This window comes from Arthrobacter sp. SD1074B (genome assembly GCF_056780195.1).
The window spans coordinates 2,427,348-2,450,858 of record NZ_JBRAZT010000001.1 but is presented as its reverse complement, the minus strand read 5'-3'; the positions used below and the strand labels follow the sequence as shown (position 1 = coordinate 2,450,858).

The window sequence follows — 23,511 nt, the reverse complement described above, 5'->3', positions numbered from 1 at the left end:
GGGACTACGTGAAAGAAACGGCCAAGAGCCACATCACCTTTGTCATCGTGGCCGGGATCGTCCGGCCCGTCATGAACCTGCTAATGAACAAGAAGTGGGAGGGGCTGGAGAAGCTTCCCGCCGGCGGCTTTATCGCCGTGCCCAACCACTGCACCGAGATCGATCCGCTGGTGATCGGGCACATGCTCTACAACCAGAAGCGGATGCCGCACTTCCTCGCCAAGGGCAGCCTGTTCAAGGTCCCGGTGCTGCGTTCGGTGCTGCGCAACACCAAGCAGGTGCCGGTGGAGCGCTCGACGGCGGGTGCCAACCGTTCGCTGCAGGTCGCCAAGGAGGTTGTGGACGAAGGCGGCGCCATCATCATCTACCCGGAGGGCACGCTGACGCGCGACCCGGAGCTGTGGCCAATGAAGGGCCACACGGGCGCCGCCCGGATGGCGCTGGAGAGCGGCATTCCCGTGGTCCCGATGGCCCATTGGGGTGCGCACGAAGTTTTCCCGCGCTACGCCAAGCGATTCCACGTCTTCCCCCGGAAGACTTCCCGCGTGCTGGTGGGTGATCCGGTGGACCTGAGCGCCTTCGCCGGACGGCCGCTGGACAAGGCGACGCTGACCGAGGCGACGAACGACATCATGGACGCCATCACCGAGCTGCTGGCCACCCTGCGCGGCGGACAACCTCCGCTGGTCCGCTGGGACCCGTCGGCGCACAACCAGTCCACGCACGGCCGCTTCATCGAGCGTGGCGGGCAGCCCGGCGGATCAGCCGCACAGGACAGCGGCAGCCCCGCGGACGGTGCCACGTGACGGTGGAGCTCCCCGCCCTGGATGCCACGGACTCGGCCACCTGTGTTGCCGTGCTCGGCGCCGGATCCTGGGGGACCACGTTCGCAAAGATCCTCGCCGACGCCGCCAGCGCGTCCGGCGTCGAGCGCAGCATACGGCTGTGGGGCCGTCGCGCCGCCGTCGTGGAGCAGATAAACACCGAGCACCGCAACGAGCAGTACCTCAAGGGCATCGGGCTGCCCGCCAGCATCACCGCGTCCACCGACGTCGCCGAGGTCCTCCGCGGCGCCGATCTCGTGGTCCTGGCCGTCCCCGCACAGACCCTCCGCCCGCAGCTGCGCGAGTGGAAGGACCTGATTGGTCCGGACGCCCTCGTCGTGTCGCTGATGAAGGGCCTGGAGTTGCACTCTGATGCCCGGATGAGCGAAGTGATCTGCGAGGAGCTCGCCATACCCGCCGAGCGGGTGGCCGTGGTTTCCGGCCCCAACCTGGCCATGGAGATTGCCCGGGAGGAGCCGACGGCGTCCGTCGTCGCGTGCGCCGACGCTGCTGCGGCGGGATGGATGGCCCGCAGCTGCACGGCCCCCTACTTCCGGCCCTACACCACTTCGGACGTGGTCGGCGTAGAAATCGGCGGCATCGTCAAGAACATCATTGCCCTCGCCGTCGGCATCTGCGAAGGCAAGCAGATGGGCGACAACACCAAGGCCTCCGTGATCACCCGCGGCCTCGCCGAAACCTCCCGGCTGACGCTGGCCCTGGGCGGCGAGGCCCGGACCATGGCAGGGCTCGCGGGCCTGGGCGACCTCGTCGCCACCTGTTCCTCCGCGCTTTCTAGGAACCACACCGCGGGACGGCTGCTGGGAACCGGTTTGAGCCTGGAGCAGGTCACCGCGGAAATGACGCAGACCGCCGAAGGCATCAAGTCAGCGCAGGCCGTGCATGAACTGGCCGGCAAGCTTGGCGTCGAGATGCCCATCACCGCCGCCGTCGTCGCCGTGCTGGCCGGAAAACTGTCCGTAGACGAACTGGGACCGCTGCTGCTGTCCCGGGACCTGAAATCCGAAGGCGATTACTAAAAGTGTCGGAAAAGAATTTGACTACAGAGGCGCCGTCCGGCCGTACCAGGCCCCGGGTGGCGGTGCTGTTCGGCGGCCGCTCCAGCGAACACGCGGTCAGCTGCGTCACGGCGGCCGGGGTCCTTGGCGCGATCGACCAGGCCAAGTATGAGGTGATCCCGATCGGGATTGCCAAGACCGGCCAGTGGGTGCTGGCATCAGGGGACACCGCGGAGTGGTCACTGTCCGCTGCCGCGCTGCCGGAAGTGGCGCCGTCGGACCAGACGGTAACGCTGGCCGAAATCGGTGGAGAACACCAGCTGATCGTCGCCGCTCCCAACCAGGTTCCGCAGGAGCTGGGTTCCGTGGACGTGGTCTTCCCGCTGCTGCACGGCCCCTTCGGCGAGGACGGCACCATCCAGGGGCTTCTGGAGCTTTCTGACACCCGCTACGTCGGCGCCGGTGTGCTGGCGTCGGCCGTCGGCATGGACAAGCACTTCATGAAGGTGGTCTTCGAGTCCGCCGGGCTGCGCGTGGGACCCTACATCGCGGTGACGGACCGGCAGTGGCTCACCGATCCGGAGTTGGTGCGCAAGCGCGTTGACCAGCTCGGCTTCCCCGTCTTCGTCAAGCCGGCGCGCGCCGGTTCCTCGATGGGCATCTCCAAGGTGGATTCGCTCGAGGACCTCGACGCCGCGATCGAGGCTGCCCGGGAACACGACCCCAAGCTCGTGATCGAAGCCGGCATCGTAGGCCGCGAGATCGAATGCGCCGTGCTGGAAGGCCGGGGGACCGATGCGCCGCGGACGTCCATGCCCGGCGAGATCTCGGTTGCCGGCGGCGGCCACGATTTCTACGATTTCAATGCGAAATACGTCGACGACGCCGCGGCGCTCAGCTGCCCGGCCGACCTCCCCGAGGAAGCCAGCGCCCGGGTCCGCGAACTGGCGGCGGTTGCTTTCGACGCCGTCGGCGCCGAGGGCCTCAGCCGCGTGGACTTCTTCTACACGCCCGAGGGTGAGCTGATCATCAACGAGATCAACACCATGCCCGGTTTCACGCCGAAGAGCATGTACCCGCAGATGTGGAAGGCCTCCGGGCTTAGCTACGCGGAGCTGATCGACGAACTCATCCACCTCGCCCTGCACCGCAAAACCGGCCTGCGGTAAAAACCGGGCCGAGGTACCTGCCCGACGGCCTACTTTCCGGTGGGCAGCTTCTGCAGTTCTTCCTGGCCCACGCAATTCCGGACCGCCTTGATCTTCGAGGCGGGGGACGCGAGCTCCGCCAGCACCGTGGCCGAGCTGATCTTGTTGGGGTCCATCAGGATCTCCGTGGCCGGTTCACGCCCGAACGTGGTTAACGTCCAGACGGGGTTTCCCTCCTTAATCACCCAGTCGACGCCGTTGACGCTCACACAGCGGTCCGTGGTGGGGCCCGGGACGTTGACGCCGCACCGCAGCACCACCAGGGACGGGTCGCCCCATGCTGCCGTCCCCTGGCTGTTGGTCTTGCGGAGCTTTGCTTCGCCAATGCTGTCCGGCAGCGCCAGCATCATGGGCGCGCAGGCGGCGTTCGCCGCGTCCTTGGCCGGGGCGACGTCGACGACGGGGGAACAAGCAGTCAGCACCAGCGCGGTTGCAGCGGCGGCCGCCAGAAAGCGGAGCGGACGAACGGACGCCGGGAAGCGGAACTGAGGCATTGTTCAAGCCTATCCCGGCACAGGTGACTGCTTCCGCCCGCGAAGAGAGACGGTGCCCGGGCGGAGTCCCTGCGACGTTCCCGGGGCTTCCCGTCGAGTAGACTGGCTGAATCTGTGCACTGGGGCATTGCGGCCCATGACGCTTACTGGCGCCCGGCCTGCACGGATTCGAATTAAGTCTGCAACTTTGGGGGAGTGCCTGCGGTGACATGGCGTGGCGGGAGATCACAGTCCGTAGTCGCGGAGGCCGTATCGGCAAATCTGAACGGCGCGTCGCTTGGCCGTCCGTGGGGGAGGCGTAGTCGGGACTGCGACCGTCCAGGCAGGCACCCAATGATCCAATTCCTTGGAAATACAAGGCTCGCTGCGCACACGGCAGCGCAACACCTCACGGATGATCCGGTAGTCCTCTTCCTCCAAATTTCCAGGCGGTTCCCCGCATCCATAGTCCAGCCCGTGGGCCGGGTAGTGGGCGGTGTGGCGCGGCGGGATTCAAGCTCGATTCCGGTGCTGCTGGCATCGATTCTCCGCGGGGACACCAGCGACCTGGCACGCAGGCTCCGACTCGGCGCAGATCGAGCCGTCCCTGGCCGGAGGTCGCGGCGCCTCGCCGAGGTGGCTCTCGCCGCGAATCTCCCCGAAATTGCGGACGCGCTGCTGGCTGGGTCCCAGCGATCTCGTGGCTATGGTCCTGTTCTGGCACGGAGGCATTGGCATGACGGCGCCCTTAGCGACGCTGTAGCCGCTCTCGAAGGATCGGGTTGGCGCGGACGGCGCCAGCGGGCCCGTCTCGAAGCGGAGTTGGCCGTCCTCCAAGGCGCTGCGCCAGTGCTGGGCCGGCGCGAACACACTCCGGTCCCGGGGCGGGTCCTGCATCTGCTGACCAACTCCCTGCCCCATACAACCAGCGGCTACGCCCAGCGTTCCCACTCCATCATGGCCGCCCAGCAACGGGCGGGGTGGGACGTCCTTGCGGTAACGCGCCTTGGCTATCCCGTGCAGGTGGGAAAGCTGGGCGCCGGGCTGCAGGACGTGGTGGACGGCGTTCGCTACCGGCGGCTGCTTCCAAACCGGCTGGCGGCAACGATGGATGCCCGTCTCCAGCAGCAGGCAGAGGAGCTGATGAGTGTGGCCTTGGAATTCAGGCCGAGCGTACTCCACACCACCACGCACTTCGTGAACGGCATGGTGGTTCGAGCAGTGGCCGACGCGCTGGACATTCCTTGGGTATATGAGGTCCGAGGGCAGTTGGCTGATACGTGGGCGTCCACCCGGGCACCCGCCGTCCTTGGCAGCGAAAAATACCGGCTTTTCCAGCAGCGCGAGGCCGAAATGATGTCCGCGGCGGACCTGGTGGTCACACTCGGTGACGCCATGAAGGCGAACATCGTTGCCTGCGGCACTCCGAGCCGAAAAGTACTGCTCGCGCCGAATGCCATCGGTGGAGAATTCTTGGCGGAACCACAGGACAGTTGCCGGGCACGGCGGAAGCTGGGCCTTCCTGAATCCGGACCGTACATTGGCACGGTGAGTAGCCTCGTGCCTTATGAAGGCATTGACGACCTGCTTGCTGCGTTTGAGCTCTTGGCCCCGCGCCACCCGGAATTGCGCGTGCTAATCGTCGGCGATGGGTCCTCGCTTCCGTCCTTGAAGCAGCAGGCGCGGCGAAGCGGTTTCGCCGATCGCATCATTTTCACTGGGCGAGTTCCTCGTCACCAAGCGCACCTATTTCATCAGGCGTTGGATGTCTTTGTGGTCCCGCGCAAGGACCTTGACGTCACGCGCTCGGTGACACCGCTCAAACCGGTGGAGGCCTTAGCTTGCGGCCGGCCGGTGGTTGCCAGCCGGCTAAGGGCCCTACAAGAAATTGTGACGGACGGCAGCAATGGACTCATTGCGGCGCCGGAAGACCCGCGGGATTTGGCGGCTACACTGGAACGGCTCCTCGATTCCGAGGAGCTGAGGGAACTCTTAGGACGGGCAGGGAGGCAGGGCGTGCTGGAGAGCCGCACTTGGGAAGCGAATGCGCTCTCTCTGGCCGGAGCCTACGAGGATTTGATGGAGGCTCGAATTTGAGCACTAATACTGCGGCAGCCCCGCAAGGTCCGACGCCGACTGCGGTCACCACCTCAGTCAGTCTTAGGGGTCTGCGACGCGTTGGAGCCAGGCCTCCGTTTCTGGACTACTTGGTGTCGCTCTGGGATTATCGTCACTTCATTTATTATGACGCGCAATCCAGGATTCAAACGGGCAACGAGCAGGACCGGCTGGGCCGGGCGTGGCTGGTGCTGGGGCCGCTGCTGAACGGCCTGATGTTCTATCTCATCATGGGCGTCATTTTAAAGTCCGGCGGCGGAGTGGAGAACTTTGTCGCGTTCCTCATCATTGGCGTCTTCCTCTTTCAGATGACAACCCGCGCGATCACCACTTCATCCCGGGCCATTACCGGAAATAAGAACGTTATTCATGCCTTCCAGTTTCCGCGCGCCAGCCTTGTGCTCGCGGCGAACGTGCGTGAACTGTTGTCCAACATCCCCGTGTTGATCACGATGCTCATTTTGGTCATTGTCCTTCCTCCCGCCGAGGAGATCTCTTGGCGATGGCTGCTGCTGATACCAGTGGTGCTCCTGCAATTCGTCTTCAACCTTGGCGTTGGCCTAATCCTCGCCAGGGTCGTCGCAGTCTTCAACGACGCTAACCAGCTGATTTCCTACGCCATGCGCCTGTGGATGTACGCATCCTGCATGTTTTTCTCCATCGACAGGTTCGACGGCCAGCCTGCAATTAAGGCGGTCATGGAGTACAACCCGCTCTACAACGTCCTGCATCTAGCCAGGGAAGTGCTGCTCTATGGGCACAGCGGGGACTGGCGCGCCTGGGCGATTTTGGCGCTGTGGTCCATGCTGGCGCTGACCGTTGGAACAATCGTGTTCTGGCGCGGAGAGGAAACTTATGGCCGAGAACTCTGAGCTGAACTTTGTCGAGGGAACACCATCCGTCGTCATCGACAAAGTCAGCATGACCTACAAGACCACATCGCGCTCTAAAGCAGACGATGCACCCGAGGGGTCCGCGTGGAGCTTGCTCAGAAGGAAGGCGTCCAAGGCCACAGCCGTAAGCGTTACCGCCCTGAACGAACTCTCGCTAGTTGTGGAGCATGGAGAGTCCGTAGGCATCATTGGGCGGAATGGTTCCGGCAAGAGCACGCTGCTGAAGATTGTCGGGGGGCAGATCCCCCCGACCTCCGGCGCCGTTTATGCCACGTCAACGCCGGTCATGCTCGGCGTCAACGCAGCGCTGATACCCGGGCTGTCCGGTGATCAGAACATCATGCTGGGTTGCCTGGCAATGGGAATGACCAGGCAGCAGATAGACCATAAATATGAGTCGATTGTCGAGTTGTCCGGCTTGGAAGAAGCAATCCACATGCCGATGAAGTCGTACTCTGCCGGCATGGGCTCTCGACTGCGCTTTGCCATAGCAGCGGCCATTGATCCGGAAATCCTCATCATAGATGAGGCGCTGAATACCGGTGATGCGCAGTTCAAGGACAGAACGCGGAAACGCATGATGGAACTGCTTGAGCAAGCCGGCACGGTTTTTTTGGTCAGTCATAGCATGTCGACCGTCTTGGACCTCTGCAACAGGGCTATCTGGCTTGATCAGGGCGAACTTCTCGCTGATGGAGCTCCCGCTGACGTGGTGAAGTACTACCGGTTGTTCACCCAGAGGCTGGCGGAGGGCGATCGTGTGGGGGCCCTGAAAATCCGGCGGCGGATGGTGAACGACCTGCAGGTCGCTGACGTGAGCGACCGGAACTCGCTGCGGCGGTCCAAAGTATGAGGTCCAGCATCAGGAAGCTGCGGAGGCTGGTGTGGCATTTGAGGACGGGAGGCCCGCAACAGGTTCGTACCTGGCTTGCCCGGGAGGCTTTTGAAGCGGGGCACCGGAAGCTGGACACGGTGCGGGGCGCAGAGGGCGTGTGGGTTGGGCGTGGGAAAAGACGGCGTCTGAAGTTCCGGCCTTCCGCCGTTCCAGTCTCCCGCGCCCGGTCCGCCACGGACGTTCGCGCTGCGGTGATTCTTGATGACTTTTCAGCGATGGCCTTCGGCGCGGAATGGGTCTGCACACCTTTATCCCCCCGCTCTTGGCTCGAGCAGCTTTCGCAGGATCCGGTTGACTTCTTGTTCGTGGAATCAGCCTGGAACGGCAACAAGGGGCAGTGGGCAGGGAAGATCGTCGGCAAGGAACACGGGGCCGCCTCGCCATTGGCGCAGCTGACGTCGTGGTGCCGGGAGCACGGAATCCCGACTGTTTTCTGGAACAAAGAGGATCCGCCCCACTACGACGACTTCCTGGCTGCAGCTAAGTTGTTCGACTTTGTCTTCACAAGCGATGCCGGTCGCCGCGACGCGTACGTTCGGGACCTCGGACACGACCGTGTGGACGTGCTGGCGTTTGCTGCGCAACCGATCATCCACAATCCGGTACGCCCGAAATACGGTTGGCATGACAGGGACGTAGCCTTCGGCGGAATGTACTTCGCTGAGAAATATCCGGAGCGCCGGGAGCAACTTGATCTCGTGTTGAAGGCTGCAGAAGCGGCCTCGACCTCAATGGAAACCGGGCTGGAGATCTTTTCCCGGCAAATGGGCGGAGACCCCCGATACCAGTTCCCGCCTCCGTTCGACGGCCGGGTTGTCGGGTCGCTCGAATACTCTGAGATGCTTACCGCCTACAAGGCGTACAAAACCTTTCTCAACGTCAATTCGGTGATCGATTCACCCACCATGTGCTCCCGGCGGGTCTTCGAGATCATTGCGTCCGGGTCCAATCTGCTGACCACCCCCAGTGCCGCGATCGGCACCCACTTCGGGCCAGATGAAATCTTCACCGTGACGACCCAGACTGAAGCGGAGCAACTCCTGCGCGCCCTGCACCGGAATCCGGAACTAGGTGAACGCCAGCAGCACCGCGGTCAGCGGAGGATCTGGCGGGACCACACCTACGGGGTTAGAAGCAACCAGGTACTTGCTGCCGTGGCTCCCGGGCATCATCGCCCGGCCCGGCGCCCGACTGTCTCACTCCTCGTCTCGACCATTCGCCCGCGGCAACTGGAGCATGTCTTCCAGACGGTCGGAAGCCAGCGCGACGTCGAAGCCGAGTTGGTCCTCCTTACCCATGGCTTCACGCCGGCCAATTCGGCGATTCGCCGCCTGAGCGAAGAATACGGCCTATCGTCCGTGACTCTCCTGAGCGCGGGGACAGACGTTCCGTTGGGGGAGTGCCTGAACAGGTGCGTCGCCGCGGCTGCAGGTGAGGTACTAACGAAGATGGACGACGACGACTTCTACGCCCCGGAATACCTTAGCGACCAGTTGTACGCGTTGGAGTACTCGGCCGCGGACATCGTGGGAAAGCAAGCACACTACATGTATCTCGCCGGCCGTAACGCAACGCTACTTCGCTTCCCCGAGTGGGAGCACCGCTATACTCGGACGGTCATGGGTCCCACGATCATGGGCTCCGCGGACATTTTCCGCAGCAGTCCCTTTGCGCCTGTGGGCAACGGAGAAGACTCACGCTTCCTCCGTGATGTAGTTGCCGCCGGAGGCGCCGTCTACGCGTCTGACAGGTTTAATTACTGCCAGCAGCGAGCCACCGAGGGGCATACCTGGACCGTCAGCGACGCAGAGCTGATGGCGAGCGGCGTATTAAAATTTTATGGAAATTACAGAGACGAAGTCTCTGTCTGAGTGGGGGGTTCTCCTTGAATACAATCGAAACTGTAGCTGTCATCGGACTGGGCTACATCGGCCTGCCGACGGCTGCGATTCTCGCAGGCAACGGCATCCACGTCATCGGCGTCGATGTGAATGCAGGCACCGTGGAGTCTGTTAATCGCGGCGAGGTTCCTTTCGTTGAACCGGATCTGGCCAACTATGTGGCCGGTGCGGTTAGCCAGCACAAGCTGAGCGCTTCCGTGGTGACGCCGGCGGCGCAGGCCTACATCGTTGCCGTCCCCACCCCCTTCAACGCTGACCACACAGCCGACGTGAGCTACATCAAGGCAGCTGCGGACGGCATCGCCCCCCAGCTCGTGGGCGGGGAACTGATCATCCTCGAGTCCACTTCCCCTCCCGGGACCACGCAGCTCCTTGGCGACTATCTGGTAAGCCTGCGCCCGGACCTCAGCCTGGACGGCGCAGACGGAAAACCGGCCATCCATGTGGCGCACTGCCCTGAGCGTGTTCTTCCCGGTCGAATCATGATTGAACTGGTCACCAACGACCGCATCGTGGGCGGGCTGACGCCGGAAGCTGCTGAACTGGCCAAAGCCTTGTACGCCGTCTTCTGCCAGGGCGAGATTCTGGTCACGGATGCCGCGACGGCCGAGATGGCCAAATTGGTCGAAAACTCCTACCGTGACGTGAATATCGCATTCGCTAACGAGCTCTCGGTGATCAGCGACAAGCTGGGCATCAATGTCTGGGAACTCATCAAACTCGCAAACCACCACCCCCGTGTGAACATCCTGCAGCCGGGTCCAGGCGTGGGCGGACACTGCATCGCCGTAGACCCTTGGTTCATTGTGGCCGCCGCCCCGGAGGAAGCGCAGCTGATCCGGCAGGCGCGCGAAACCAACGACTCCAAGCCCGAATGGGTAGTCAAGAAAGTCCAGGAAGCTGTCGGCGCGACCGTAGCACCGAAAATCGCTGTCCTAGGGCTGGCGTTCAAGGCCAACATTGACGACCTCCGTGAGTCGCCGGCCGTGGCGATCGTCGAGAAGCTCAGCAACAAGCTGGACGGCGCCGAGTTGCTGGTGGTTGAACCGCATGTGGAGCAACTCCCGCGGCAGCTCGCAGGTCTCAGCAATGTCGTCCTCCAGGATGACCTTGAAGCCGCAGTGGCCGCGGCCGACGCTGTGCTCCTCCTTGTGGACCACGATGTCTTCAGGGAAATGGATCTTGAGTCCATGGCCGGTAAACCCGTCCTGGATACACGAGGAATCTGGCAGTAACTAGCCCGACGCGGACACGGAGTGAAGCCTTGAAGTATGCAGACGAAGTCGCTCAGGTGACGACTGTCAGATTGGCCAAGCGCAGGAAATACTTGCAGGACATTGACGCCGTCATCAAAGACTATGAGCGCCTTGTAGGCCACGAGTCCGAGAGCCGGCGTCAGGTTGAGTCCTTGGAAAAGGACCTTCGGGCCATGCGAAGGGCTCGTGACAAGGCCAAGGCTGACTTGACGTTGGCCAACGAGGACCGCAAGCGACTCAAAGCAGCACTGAAGGCACTCCGCGCCTCCAAGAGTTTCCGGGTGGGGCAGACCATACTTGCTCCCGCCCGGAGTCTCGCGCGTGTAATTGGCGGCTCCAGCACGGCAAACGGTGGCTCTTCGGCCGCCAAGCCCTCCTCGGGGAAAGAACCCGGAGGGCCGGCGTCCCGTAACGGAGACGGTCGTGGAACGCTGGGTAAGATCGGCGCCGACGCGGCACCGGTCGTGACACGTGAAGACCTCGTCGCTGAGTTTGCCGAGCAGCCGTGCAAGGCAACGGCCATCGAGCTGGTTTCCCACGATTATTTTGTCCGAGGAGCCATCCTCGAACCGGCCGAGTTCATTGAGCAGAATTCGGCTCTCCTGGGACAACTCGAAGGGTCTGAACTAGCGATCGTTCAGAACATCCTCGGACAGCGTGAACTCCTGACCGGCGAACAGTTCCTCTCCCCACGCCAACCCAACGCCGGGTACGCTGCAGAACGCAACCGGATCATGTACTGCGCACACAGCACCGGCCACTTTAACAGCAACGGGTATTCCACCCGCACCGGGGGAGTGGTCGCAGGCCTTCAGGCCAATGGTGAAGACGTCCTAGTGGTGGCACGCCCGGGATACCCGTGGGACTCGAAGGTCGACGTCGAAGTTTCTTCCAACGAGCGCTTCGAACGCGAAATCAGCGGCGTCCCGCATGTCTTCAATCCGGGACCGAGCTGGACCGGCGACCGTCTGGACTACTACCTGTCGGAGGCGGTCGATGTCTACGTCCGCGAGGCCCAGCGCAACCGGGTGTCGCTCATTCAGGCTGCTTCGAATTATGTCACTGCTCTCCCGGCACTCATGGCGGCCCGCAGGCTCGGCATCCCCTTCGCCTATGAAGTTCGGGGACTCTGGGAGATTACGCAGCTTTCCAATAACCCGGGCTGGGAAACTACAGACCGGTTCCAACTGGCAGTCAAACTGGAAACTCTGGTAGCAACAGAAGCTGATCTGGTGCTGGCCATTACCAGCCAAGTTCGGGATGAGCTGTTACACCGTGGAGTTGACCCGGCCGCGATTGAACTGATGCCGAACTCGGTGGATACCGATACCTTCACTCCGATGCCGGCCCTGGAGCCGCTGCGTCAAGAGCTCGAGCTGGCGGACACCACAACCGTGGTGGGCTACGCGGGCAGCCTCGTCCCGTACGAAGGCCTGGACGATCTCCTGGAGGCCACCAAATTGGTATTGGACGAAGGCCTGGACATCACCCTGGTCATCGTCGGGGACGGTGTTCAGCTGCCCGAGCTGAAGCGGCGGGCCGTTGACCTCGGAGTAGCTGACAACGTGAGATTCACCGGGCGAGTGCCGGCAGAAGCAATCCCGGGGTACGTCAGTCTTTTCGACATCATGCCCTGCCCCCGGAGGCGCTCGGCGGTTACCGAAATGGTCTCGCCACTTAAGCCGTTGGAGGCCATGGCCAGCGGCAAAGCGTTGATCCTTAGCGACCTTCCCCCGCTCCGCGATCTGGCAGGGCCCGGCCAGGCCCGCGCGGTGCTCTCCGAAGCAGGGAACCATCATTCCCTCGCCGAGGCAATCAGCGAGTTGGCTCAGGACGCAGAGACGCGTGCCGTCATGGGCAGGCGCGCCCGCCTCTGGACGCTCGACGAGCGGACTTGGCGCTCCACCGGCAGCCGAGCCGTCGAGGCGCATAATCACATCGCTAGGAAAGCTGCCCCGGCGGCAGGTCGCCTGCCCTCCGAGCTGACCGTCGGGATCATCGCCGACGAGTTCACCCTCGAGGGCTTGCGTGGCGAAACGTCCCTCGTCGAACTGCGGCCAGATACGTGGCAACAGCAACTAGATGCCCATCCGCTAGATGTCCTCCTGGTGGAGTCGGCTTGGGAAGGCGTTGATGGACGGTGGAAGCAAAAGGTCGGCTATTACGACGATATGCGTTTCGCCACGCTGCGGGCCATCCTGAAGCACTGCAACGCCACAGGTGTCCCCACAATCTTCTGGAACAAGGAAGACCCGGTCCACTTCAACCGGTTCAGCCCCACAGCAGCCCACTTTGACCACGTTTTCACCACCGATTCCGATTGCATCCGCCGGTACAAAGCGGCCGCCGGTCCACGGCAAAGAACGGTGGCTTCGCTTCCCTTCTATGCCCAGCCGCGGTTACACAACATTGTTCCCTCCGACCGCGCCTACGATCACTCCGTTGCCTATGCCGGCTCTTACTACGGCGACCGGTACAAGTCCCGGTCCGAGGAACTTGCAACCATCCTCGATGTTGCGAAGAAGCACGCTCTGGCGATTTACGATCGGCAGCACCTTAATCCCGAGAGCCCCTATCATTTTCCAGCACATCTCGCCCGGTACGTGCGGGGCGGCCTGAGCTACGCCGAAATGGTCAACGCCTACAAGTCGCACCCCGTGCACATCAACGTCAATTCCGTGGATAGGTCAGCCACGATGTTCTCGCGGCGGGTCATGGAAGTAGCTGCCTCCGGATCGGCTGTTCTCAGCGGCAAGGGACTCGGCGTTGAGTACATCATGAACGGCTTGGTGCCGGTAATCAACGGGCAAGAAGAGGCTGAACTGCTGGTCAATGAGTGGATGACCGATGAGAGGGGGCGCCTTCGGGATGCGTGGCTCGCTTACCGGCATGTGCACAGGGGGCACACCGCGGCCCACCGGCTGGCCTACATCCTTCGCACGGCGGGGCTCACCGTGACGGCTCCCGAGATTCCGGGGTACGCGGTTTTCGTAGAGAGCCTGACGCCGGAAGTCGTCTCGAGTCTCGACCTACAGACCGTGCGACCCGTTCGGATTTATGCCGTGAGTGCCGAGAACCCAACGGACTCAAACGTAGAACTTGTGGCTGATTTTTCCGAGGCAGCCGAGCAGGCCAGGGGGGAGGGGCTGGCCTTTATCGGCGTTCCGGGAACCAGCCACTGCGATCGCACAGTGTTCGAGGACATGCTGACTGCAACGAGGTTCGGGGATTGGAAATCGGTCTCGATATCAAGCGGCGACCTCGATATTCCGGGCGTCGGGCTGGGGCGCTTCGGCGTCGCGGATTCGGACAGCCCCTCACTGAAAGCCCTCCATGGCAGCGCTGGAGACCCCGACTTCACTCTGCGGAGAGAACTCGTTTCAGTAGGCCATCCTGTGGTGGCCTCAAAAAGTAGCGGTCCGAAGAAGGTGTTGATTGCTGGACACGATCTGAAATTCGCAACGGGCCTCATCACCGAGCTTGAAGCGCTCGGCCACAGCGTCACAATCGATAAATGGCTGGATCACAACAAACATGACGAAGCGGAGAGCCGGCGCCTCCTGGGGGATGCTGACGTGATCTTCTGCGAGTGGACGCTCGGCAATACTGTCTGGTACTCGAGAAACAAGTCGTCACACCAGCGCCTGGTGACTCGACTTCACCTTCAGGAAATTTTCCGGCCCTATGTGAAAGACGTCGCGTATGCGGCGGTGGATGAAGTCGTTTTCGTCGGAAAGCACATTCTTGACGTCGCCGTCCGCGATCATGATGTTCCTCGAGAGCTGAGCCGGGTGATTCCCAATGCGGTTTCGACCGCTGAGCTTCGGCAGGAAAAAGACGCCGACGCCAGATTCAACCTTGGATTTGTCGGCATCGTCCCTGCCCGCAAGCGCTTGGACAAGGCATTGGACGTGCTCAGGCTGCTGCGGTTGCGCGATGACCGCTATCGGCTCTTCATCAAGGGCAAGCGGCCGGAAGAGTTCAAGTGGATGGCGAACCGCCCCGAAGAGATGTCGTTCTACGATGAGCAGTACCGTCGAATCGAATCGGATCCGCTCCTTGCCGGGGCCGTCACGTTCGATGCCCAAGGTGATGACATGGCGGCGTGGTACCGGAAAATTGGTGTGGTGCTTTCGCTTAGCGACTTTGAGTCCTTCCACCTCACGCTGCCGGACGGTGCGGCGTCAGGCGCTGTCCCGGCGAGCCTTGCGTGGCCCGGAGCCGACCAAATCTATCCGACGAGTTGGCTCCACGCGGACGTAGCCGGACTCGCCGGATTTGTGGGTTCCCTGGACGATTGCGCCTGGGTGAATGCCGCCGAATCAGCCCGGGATTACGTCGCCTCCCGGTTCGACTCACGTGACGTGCTTTCGGCCCTGGTGGCGGTCATTCTCGGCGAGAGTTCCTAGGGATACGTTCGGATAGCGGTGGCAAAACTTCGGTAAAGATGCGTCTACGCATCGCTGATGCTGGTACTCCGAGAAATAGACTTGAGAGGCTTCTGAGGCCAGGTTGTGGCCTCCGCCGCCTCGGTTGCCCGGACGGTTGTCCGCTTTATTGCCAAGTCAGTTATCCCCCTGGAGACACCTGTGAAATCGTCGATTATGTCTTTCCTCAGGCAGGGGCCTAAGCCCCTAGCCCTACGGCGTGGCAGGGGGGCGGCCGGGCTGGCCACGGTCGTCACTCTTGCTGTGCTCTCGAGCGCGGTAGTGGCGGGGCCGGCGTCGGCCGCTACGCTGAGTGAGCAGCGTTCAGTCCTTCGCCAGATCACATATGTGGCGGCTCAGGACTATGTCAATGCGCGGCCGTACGTCCCGAAACTCGCAAGAAGAAATGCGTTGACGGTCAAGGACGCCATTGCCTCCGGCACCGCCTCGCTCAAGGCCGCTGGCGATGCTCTCACCGTCGCGACGACACAAGCGGCCATGGACGCCGTCGCAGTCAGAATCCGGAACGAAGCCACCAGGGCGGCAACAGTCCGCAAGGGTGCCCTGCAACTGACGGTCCTTGTCGGTTATCGGACGACACAGCAAAGCGTCGCAACGAAAGCGCTGGCCGACTATTCGGCCGCCCGGATTTCGCTCAGCGCCTACGGCGGAGCCAAAGAACGCACCAGTGCCTTCACCACGCAGTTGGCTGCCGACACGGCAGCGCAGTTGGCCGTCATCGGCAAACCGGTTCCGGCGCCAAACCTTAAATCGGCGCCCTGGCTAGGGGCCCTGCAAAATGGTTCCGGACCCATCCCGACCGTGTCTGGCTGGGTTGGATTCCCTGGCGGGTGCGCGCTGCCCTCGGCGGGCAGCGGCTTTACCCCGGTTCTGCCGCTGGTCGGCCCCGGCGTAGGCACCTCTAACGCACTGCTGGCTACTGCTAAGGCGCGGCAGGCCGCCGACGCGGGGCTCATGTCCGTGCATGCGCAGATGCTGCGGTCCGCCGCCACGGAGGCGACGCAAACCGTGTCCCTGCAGCAACTGCGGGACGCCTTCGCGCCGCGGGTCGCGCGCTTGGGTTACGGCTGGCTGTCGGGATCCAATACCACGGCCCGGAACGTCCTTATTTCCGACTCTAAGAAGATCCTAGCCGCCGGCCCGGAGGGCATGAACACCCTGTCGTCCTCCCATCTGTTGCTGGCGGCGGCAACCGCGACGAATTGGACGAAGGCGACCGGTATGGAGGAGACGGTACTCGTTCGGTGGCTAGGCCCACAGACCTGTTTGCAGGCCGACGGTGAGAACTTTGTGGACGCCCCCACAAATATTGCAGCAATCCATGACTCTGCGAACCTCATAGCCGCCGCCGTCTTCCTCAAGAAGTCTCCTTCTCGGGCGGCCGCGCTCGCGAAGGAGTCGCTCTACTCCATCCAGCCTGCCCTTAAGTTGATCACCGCGGATGGCGGTACGCAGGAAGGTCCAGGCTATTGGACGTACCAAAGCCGGGCCATAGCCGTGCTGTATTCGACGCTACCCAACCTCTACCCAACGCTTCCGGTGTCTATGCCGTCGCTGGCGAAGGTCTCTGGATACGCAATGAACAGCACTGACCCTGACGGCCGTCCCACCCCTTTTGCCGACGCGGCCCCGGAGGAGCTTAGTCCGCTGATGCCGGCCTGGGACGCCCACGTCCGGAAGGACTCCGCCGTGGGGGCCTGGGTGGCGAAGAAGTTCCGGCAGAAGCCCGACGCCTACCTGATGTGGTGGAATTCGCCGGCGGGAGTCTTGCCACCCAGGAAGTCGGCGGTCTATCCGCAGACTGGTTTCGCCGCACTCCAGCTTCCAGCAGGCACGGCAACGCTCAAGGGGGGCGTCAACAGCGCCAACCACGCCCACCTCGATCTGGGAACTGTTTCGGTGTTTCGCCGAGGCGTTCAATGGTCGGTTGACCCCGGCGCCCCGGCGGTTGCGCCCCTGAACTACTACGCTGGACCAACCCGCTGGACCTACTGGAAACCTTCGACGTCGGCACACTCGACCCTGACGGTCCAGTCCACGAACCAGCCCACGGCTGCAGTGGCGCCCATCAGGATGCCAACGACGTCGAGCGCTGTGGTGGACCTACGGCAGGCTCTCCCGGGCACATCATCGGCGACTCGCTCGGTCAGCCATGGATCCACGACCACGGCTATCAAAGACACCCTCCAGTCGACAAAGCCATTGGACCTTGTCTGGCAGTGGGTGACGGACGCGTCCGTGAGCCTGGGCTCTGATCGTGCGGTTCTGCGCCGCAGCGGGCAGACCCTGGTGCTCCGTTTCACGGGCATTCCGAAGGGATCCACCCTCACGGTCGTTCCTGCTCCGGAGAAAGGCCCGGCAGGCCAGACGTTGAGCATCGTCAAGCTGTCGATGCCGCAGGTTCGGAACCTGGCACTCACGACCTCGGCTTACTAATACGCGCGGCCACGCCAAACAAAGCCGCGCTCGTCCGGGGGCGGAGCGGACCTATCCAAGAACCGTTCCGCCCCCAAGGCGTGTCCGGCGTCAGGGGAGGGTGACCCATGACGTGGTGAAAGCGCGAACAGGGGCCTGCTGCGGGTTTTTCACATAGACCCTGGCCCGGTAGCGTCCGGCAGGCAACCCGCTCCACAACACGTTATCCCTGCTGCCGTAGCCCGTTCGCGCGACGGTCTCCGCCCCACGGAAGAGTCGAGTTGCAACCTCCCAGCCGGTGGGTAGCTGCACGTCAAGGCGGAGTTCTGCAGGATTCTCGCCCAGGCGGTGGAACAAAAACGGGACGGCTTCGTCACCGGCGGACGAGATCGCTTGGCGTAGGTTTGCCGTCAGGAATTGGCGGTACACCGGGCCGATTTCTGCATGCGGAAGGCCGGGAAGAACCGTAAGCTCCATCACCTTCTGGAGGCTCTCCGCGTGGGACTTTAGCGGCAAGAGGTGGTTCTTATAGTGGTGGTCTGCTTCTCCCACCAGGATGGCGAGGCGTGTCGTTTCGGGCATGTCCCGGATGGCATCGAACACCACTGCGTCGAGCGTCTGAACGGACGATTCACTGGTGTCGCCCATCATGAAACGAACCATGTTTGGGTGCGGATCACGCAGGAAGGAACCGATTTTAACCTGCGGTGCACCGACGACGATGCGTCCGGCGCTTGCTGCGACACCGTGCATTAGGGCAGCAGTTCCACCTTTGGAGGAACCGGCAGTTATGAGATCCTCGGCAGTCAGACCCAGCCGACTAAGCTCCTCAGCGATTAATGTCTGAGTCGCTGAAAAGATCGACCTGTCACCGTGGTCCGACAAATAGTACGATCCCTGGTCCCCGAAGTCATCCAGGATGTACAGGGCATGCACGCCCGACTCATCGACGGACTTCTTGTAGTTGAAGGTGAAGTCGCCGGGCTGGTGGATAGCGGTAAAGACGACGGCAAGCTTTCCGTTGCCCAGATCGGACTTGGCCGGGACCGACAGGTAATTCAGCCCGACGTGGCCGCGGCTCCGCCGCCAACCATTCGATTCCACGTTGAGGCCGCGGTCGAGGTAGTTGAAATCGGCGACTCTGATGCGGGTGCTTATCTGCGCGCCGGCGCCCTCGAATGAAATTTTCACCACGGGGGCCGGGACCGCTTGGCCAAAGCGGGGAAAGCGCCAGCCCAGGGGCTTGGGCCGCTTTTCTCCCTTGTGGAGCGAGACTCGTGTGGGAACGTCTGCGTCGAACTGGAGGTCCATAACCTTGCGGCCATCGTGGAACAGTTCAAAACCCTGGCCGTGGAGGACTGCCTCGACGTCGGTTCCTAGGTTCCAGAGGAGTTCGTAGCTGTGTTTCTCTTGGCTCTCTATTGTGTCGAGTACGTCGAGGAAGGGGACGCCTTCTTGCTCCCGGATGTCAACGGTTCTGGAATGACTTGTGTCCCTCAACCGTCCCGTCCGACCCGTGACCCGGAACCCATCTGCCCGCACCTCGTGCGCCGTCATGGTGGTCAAGCGGGCTGACTCGTCGGTACGAGGCAACGAGACGCCATCTACCACGAGGCAGTTGTGGGCATAGGACGAATAACCATACTTGGTCAGAGGATCTTTATAGTCGTAGCCATAGGGTCCAGCCTCGGATAGGAGATCAATGCCCCCGCGTCGTAAGAACAAGCTCAGGTCATCCGAATGCTTGTGATAGTTCGCGTTGTAGGCCGCGCTAAAGAACGCGAAAGTTGCCTTGGGATCACCCCATGAACTGCGGTAGATGGCGTACCCGGAGTCCGGTAGGACTAAAGTTCTTATTTGCGGTTCGGAGCCTAGTTTTCCCGCGGAGGCCGCGTAGGCAAATTCCTTGCTTTCGAATATGTTTTGCCGCGCGGCGTTGGTTTCCAACTGCTGTGTCGTGTCACTTATTGGCGGGTACATGCCGTTCGGCATGAGCGCGTGCGTGGCGTATTCGGCAGCATTGCGGAGCAGGGAGCGGTAGTAGTCTGCGTGGGGATGTCCGGTTTTGGCAAGAATCTCCAAGACACCGTGGACATTCTTCGACACCATGAGGTGGTAGGTCGGCGTGTTTTCCACGTGCACACCTTCGGTGGTGAACGACGTCGAAAAATAGGAGTGCAACCTCTTCGTGGCGGTACTGAAGAAGTATTCGCGCTCGTCGGGGAGAATGACGTCAGACAGGACCGAAAAGTAGAGTAGTGACAGGTCTTGGAACATGCCGTGATTATTGCCGGTGGCGTGAAAATCGTCGCTAGCCAACAGGCGGGCAGTACCAACAGCCAAGCCGACCAGCCAGGTGTAGTCCTCCCTAGGCACGAGGTCCTTCAGCTTCAGGGCTAATGAGGTGAGCTGTATCAGCCGCTGAGCTGTGGTTTCGTCGTGATGCGATACGTCAGGAAGAGTTGTGCCGTCGCCGTATTTCAGCGCCCAAGCGCGGACCACCCGTAGTGCGAGGTCCGCATACTGGGGTCCTACGACGTCATCGCTAAGCACGGTCCCGTACCAGTCTGCGAAGAACAGGAAGCCGTGGACATAACGCGCCTGAGCTCGTTTGGAGGCATCTTCCCAGATGCCTCCGTCGTTATAGGGGAGCTCACCGAATCTTGAGCTGATGATGACGCCGTCTTCGAAGAACCTCTCGGCGCGGGATCGGGCAGCCTTATCCGAAGCCCGGGGGAGCTGAAGCAACACCGCTTCCCGCATCAGTTCAAAATTAGTCGGCACCAAAAGTTCTCCAGTCTTTGCCGTGGGTCCAAATGCCAAGTGACCGGCATGAATCTGGCCAGGCGTTTCGTGCGTCACTGCCCGAAGTCGGCGATTCTACTTCCAACGTTGATCAGCTGGGCCACTGCAGCTACGGTCCGTTCGGCGGCCTTTCCGTCACCGTAGGGATTTACCGCGTTGGCCATCGAATTAAAGTGGTCTTGGTCGTGCAGAAGGCGATCCACTTCCTTCACGATACGCTCTTCATCCGTGCCAATCAGCGTAACAGTTCCGGCGTCGACGGCCTCGGGTCGTTCCGTGTTGTCCCGCATGACCAGGACGGGCTTGCCAAGGCTCGGGGCCTCTTCCTGGACGCCTCCTGAGTCGGTCAGGACAATGTGGGCAAGCGAGAGCATCCGCGTGAATTCGCCGTAGGCCAGGGGCTCCGTGACAATGACGTTCGGCTTGCCTTCCAAGGCAGGCAAAACCGCTTCCCGCACTACCGGGTTCTTGTGCGCCGGCAGAACGATAACCATGTCCGGTTCGGCTTCCGCAATCCTGGCCAAGGCCCTGCCCACTCCGCGCATTGCATCGCCTTGGTTTTCGCGGCGGTGGGTGGTGACCAGCAGGATCTTCCGCCCACTAGCCGCGAGTTCCTCTAGCTGAGGGTCAGTGAATGGTATCTGCTTGCCGACCGTCGTCAGCAACGCGTCGATGACAGAGTTGCCGGTGATCACGATGTCGTCGGCGTTGATGCCCTCGGCGAGGAGATTGGCCCTGCTGACACTTGTGGGCGCCAAGTGGAGGCTCGCGATTTGACTCGTTATTTTGCGATTGGCCTCTTCAGGAAAAGGAGAGAAAAGGTCCCCGCTTCGAAGACCGGCCTCGACGTGCACCACCGGAATCCCGTGGTAAAAGGCAGCAATGGCACCGGCTGTGGACGTAGTCGTGTCGCCCTGCACAATAACCGCGTCAGGCTTATTGTCGGAGAAGAGCTTGTCCAGGCCGTCAATGGTGCGCGTCATGATCGCAGAGAGGGACTGACGCTGCTGCAGGATGTTGAGGTCATGGTCCGGCACAATACCGAAGAGTTCGTTGACCTGGTCCAACATCTCGCGGTGCTGGCCCGTGACAGTCACCACACAGTCGAAAAGCTCCGATTTGTGCAGGGCGGCAACGATGGGTGCCATCTTGATGGCCTCGGGCCGGGTGCCAAAGATGGGCATAATGCTGGGCACAGGTGTTTCCCCCAAAATTTGTGGACGACGTCGGCAATGATGCTACGTGAACTGTCGACTAATCGCTGAATCGGGGGAGGGCTCCCACAGGCTCATGTGGAGGATGCGGTCCGGCTCAGCGTGCCAGGACCAGGGCTAGTACTAGCGTTGGAATGCTGATGGAGACGATTATCACAGCCACAAGGGCGACCAGCCGTTTGCGGCCAAAAGCGCGAACCCGGGCCGACACCGGGGCGGAGGCAGGGACGGCACCGTGGCTGTGGACGCTTGCGATTGGTAACGGAACTACGCCGGGGACAAAGAGATTGTCCGCTACCTCTGCGCGAAGGTACCGCTTTCGAAGGTGGCGCGGTGCGGCGACCAGCGCTGGGCTGTCTTCGGAATGGTCCACAGCGTTCTCCTTCGCATCTAGTCGGGTCGGTGATCCTTCAGCAAGCTCAGCTGGACGGCAACCGCGTCCAGATCAATTCTTGCATCACTGAAGGTTGGCTGCGCATTGCCGTCCGCCGATCGGCCGATCAAAGCGTCTGCCGTCGCCGCCAGCAGGGACGAAGCGCGCCGCCCTGCGTCAATGCCCGTGGGAGAATAGGCCACACTGTTTACCTCCGCAGGCACTGCTGATCGCTTCAAGAGTTGGGAATGCGCCATGTCCTTGTACACCGAAGACCAGGCTCCGCACGAGGACGTCCAGCGGTCCCGGACGAAAAGGAAAAAGACCGCACGCAACGTCCTTCTCGGCCTCGTTGCGTTCTTCCTTGTCGTAGCTGTCGGTGCGGGGATTTTCGCGTTCAACCTGGCGAACAGCTTCAACTCAAAATCCCAGAAGATCGACCAGTCTTTCCCCGAGGAATCTGCACGACCGGCCCAAACGAAAACGGGCGCCATGAACCTGTTGTTGCTCGGCAGTGACAGCCGCGCCGCGGCGCTGGGTGAAGCCGAGGCCGGCGGCGCGTCGGACCAACGCTCCGACACCATGATGTGGGTCCACATCCCCGCCGACCGCAAAAAGATCTACATGATGTCCGTGATGCGCGACACCTGGGTGCAAATTCCCGGCCACGGCGAGGCCAAGATGAACGCTGCCATGGCGTTGGGCGGCATCCCGTTGGTGGTACAGACCCTGGAGGGGATGTTCAAAAGCCGGATCGACCATGTTGCCGTTGTGGATTTTGAAGGCTTCAAGGCGATGACCGACGCCTTGGGCGGCGTCACCGTCAATGTGCCGCAGGCGTTCAACACCCGAGGCTTCTCCTTCGAAGCCGGCAAGCAGCAGCTCAGTGGCGAAGAGGCCCTCGCCTTTGTGCGTGAGCGCAAGGCGTTCAGCGACGGCGACTACCAGCGGGTCAAGAATCAGCAACTATTTCTGAAGGCTCTCCTGTCCAAGTTCCTTACGGCGGAAACATTGACTAATCCGGTCAAGATCAGCAGCTTGGTGGACACCGTCTCCCCGTACGTCAGCGTGGACAAGTCCCTGGACGCGGCGGCGGTGGCCTCGCTGGCGGTGGGGCTGCGTGATGTCCGGGCTGCAGACGTGGTCAGCTTTACCTTGCCGACCTCGGGAATCGGAACCTCTGCGGACGGACAATCCATTGTCTTGCGGGACGATGTCGCCATCGCCAAGGTTGCTGAGGCGCTGCGCAGGGACACCCTCGCGGATTTCGTCGCGTCAATTGGTTCCGGCTCATAACTCCGTGGCAATGTTCGGTGAAGTGTCTGTGAACCGGTAGGATGCTCTCGGTGCCGTTTAAAGAATTGCGGCCCCGACGTAAAGTGCGACGAAGAACCTTACGACGTACCGGACCGGATTTTGCTGGGGGATCATTGAATACATCACGTTGCGGTGGTCGCCGGACTGCTCTCAGGACCAGCGCGGCGGCGCTTGGCGTAACCGTCGCCGTCGCCCTCAGCTTTGGTGTGGCCCCCGCCGTCGCAGACGATGCTGTCACGCCTCCAACTGACCCCATCGTGATCCTGGAACCGGCGCCCTCCGATCCCGCCCCGGTGCCGTCGGTACCAGCCCCCGAACCGGCTCCGACAACTCCTGCGGCCCCCGCGCCCGC

The 23,511-nt window shown here is 62.1% G+C and carries 14 protein-coding genes; 11 read left to right on the top strand and 3 right to left on the bottom strand.

Features of this window, described 5'->3' with window-relative positions; all coding sequences use genetic code 11:
* Window positions 1-8 precede the first annotated feature (8 nt).
* Genes ACUYM2_RS11260 through ACUYM2_RS11250 form a run of 3 tightly spaced genes read left to right on the top strand, consistent with a single transcriptional unit; the run spans window position 9 to window position 3,012 of the window.
* Complete coding sequence (locus tag ACUYM2_RS11260) at window positions 9-806, top strand: lysophospholipid acyltransferase family protein (RefSeq protein ID WP_481600134.1); 798 nt, start codon at window positions 9-11, stop codon at window positions 804-806.
* Entirely contained in the window at window positions 803-1,864 is a 1,062-nt protein-coding gene (locus ACUYM2_RS11255; protein ID WP_481600133.1) for an NAD(P)H-dependent glycerol-3-phosphate dehydrogenase, read from the top strand. Before ACUYM2_RS11260 ends, ACUYM2_RS11255 begins: the two co-directional genes overlap by 4 nt.
* 2 nt (window positions 1,865-1,866) lie before the next feature.
* On the top strand, window positions 1,867-3,012 hold the full coding sequence (locus ACUYM2_RS11250) for a D-alanine--D-alanine ligase family protein (protein WP_481600132.1): 1,146 nt from the start codon (window positions 1,867-1,869) through the stop codon (window positions 3,010-3,012).
* 29 nt (window positions 3,013-3,041) lie between these two features.
* Here the strand turns inward: ACUYM2_RS11250 and ACUYM2_RS11245 are convergent, their stop codons facing one another.
* Window positions 3,042-3,545, bottom strand: a complete 504-nt coding sequence (locus tag ACUYM2_RS11245; protein ID WP_481600131.1) for a DUF3515 family protein — start codon at window positions 3,543-3,545, stop codon at window positions 3,042-3,044.
* 828 nt (window positions 3,546-4,373) lie between these two features.
* Between ACUYM2_RS11245 and ACUYM2_RS11240 the strand changes: the two genes are divergently transcribed.
* The 7 genes from ACUYM2_RS11240 to ACUYM2_RS11210 all read left to right on the top strand — a co-directional run bounded on the left by ACUYM2_RS11240 (window position 4,374) and on the right by ACUYM2_RS11210 (window position 17,471).
* The gene (locus ACUYM2_RS11240; protein ID WP_481600130.1) at window positions 4,374-5,621 is read left to right on the top strand and encodes a glycosyltransferase family 4 protein; all 1,248 of its coding nucleotides are present in this window, start codon (window positions 4,374-4,376) and stop codon (window positions 5,619-5,621) included.
* Between the two features lie 113 nt (window positions 5,622-5,734).
* On the top strand, window positions 5,735-6,514 hold the full coding sequence (locus tag ACUYM2_RS11235; protein WP_481600129.1) for an ABC transporter permease: 780 nt from the start codon (window positions 5,735-5,737) through the stop codon (window positions 6,512-6,514).
* Window positions 6,498-7,388 carry an ABC transporter ATP-binding protein gene (locus ACUYM2_RS11230; RefSeq protein ID WP_481600128.1) on the top strand — a complete coding sequence of 297 codons (891 nt, stop codon included), beginning with the start codon at window positions 6,498-6,500 and terminating at the stop codon, window positions 7,386-7,388. The genes ACUYM2_RS11235 and ACUYM2_RS11230 overlap by 17 nt, the downstream gene beginning before the upstream one ends.
* A 233-nt stretch (window positions 7,389-7,621) precedes the next feature.
* Entirely contained in the window at window positions 7,622-9,301 is a 1,680-nt protein-coding gene (locus tag ACUYM2_RS11225; protein ID WP_481600127.1) for a glycosyltransferase family protein, read from the top strand.
* A gap of 14 nt (window positions 9,302-9,315) precedes the next feature.
* Complete coding sequence (wecC, locus tag ACUYM2_RS11220) at window positions 9,316-10,566, top strand: UDP-N-acetyl-D-mannosamine dehydrogenase (protein WP_481600126.1); 1,251 nt, start codon at window positions 9,316-9,318, stop codon at window positions 10,564-10,566.
* Between the two features lie 29 nt (window positions 10,567-10,595).
* Window positions 10,596-14,996, top strand: a complete 4,401-nt coding sequence (locus tag ACUYM2_RS11215) for a glycosyltransferase (protein WP_481600125.1) — start codon at window positions 10,596-10,598, stop codon at window positions 14,994-14,996.
* Window positions 14,997-15,362: 366 nt separating this feature from the next.
* A complete protein-coding gene (locus ACUYM2_RS11210; protein WP_481600124.1) occupies window positions 15,363-17,471 on the top strand; it encodes a heparinase II/III domain-containing protein in 2,109 nt (702 codons plus the stop codon).
* A gap of 90 nt (window positions 17,472-17,561) precedes the next feature.
* Here ACUYM2_RS11210 and ACUYM2_RS11205 read toward each other — a convergent pair whose 3' ends face one another.
* Together ACUYM2_RS11205 and wecB are read right to left on the bottom strand one after the other, a co-directional pair.
* Window positions 17,562-20,312: a heparinase II/III domain-containing protein gene (locus ACUYM2_RS11205; RefSeq protein ID WP_481600123.1), complete on the bottom strand. Its 2,751-nt coding sequence runs from the start codon at window positions 20,310-20,312 to the stop codon at window positions 17,562-17,564.
* On the bottom strand, window positions 20,309-21,451 hold the full coding sequence (gene wecB, locus ACUYM2_RS11200; protein ID WP_481600122.1) for a non-hydrolyzing UDP-N-acetylglucosamine 2-epimerase: 1,143 nt from the start codon (window positions 21,449-21,451) through the stop codon (window positions 20,309-20,311). The genes ACUYM2_RS11205 and wecB overlap by 4 nt, the downstream gene beginning before the upstream one ends.
* Before the next feature lie 646 nt (window positions 21,452-22,097).
* On the opposite strand from wecB, the gene ACUYM2_RS11195 reads away from it, so the two are divergent.
* Complete coding sequence (locus ACUYM2_RS11195) at window positions 22,098-23,138, top strand: LCP family protein (RefSeq protein WP_481600121.1); 1,041 nt, start codon at window positions 22,098-22,100, stop codon at window positions 23,136-23,138.
* The last annotated feature ends 373 nt before the right edge of the window (window positions 23,139-23,511 follow it).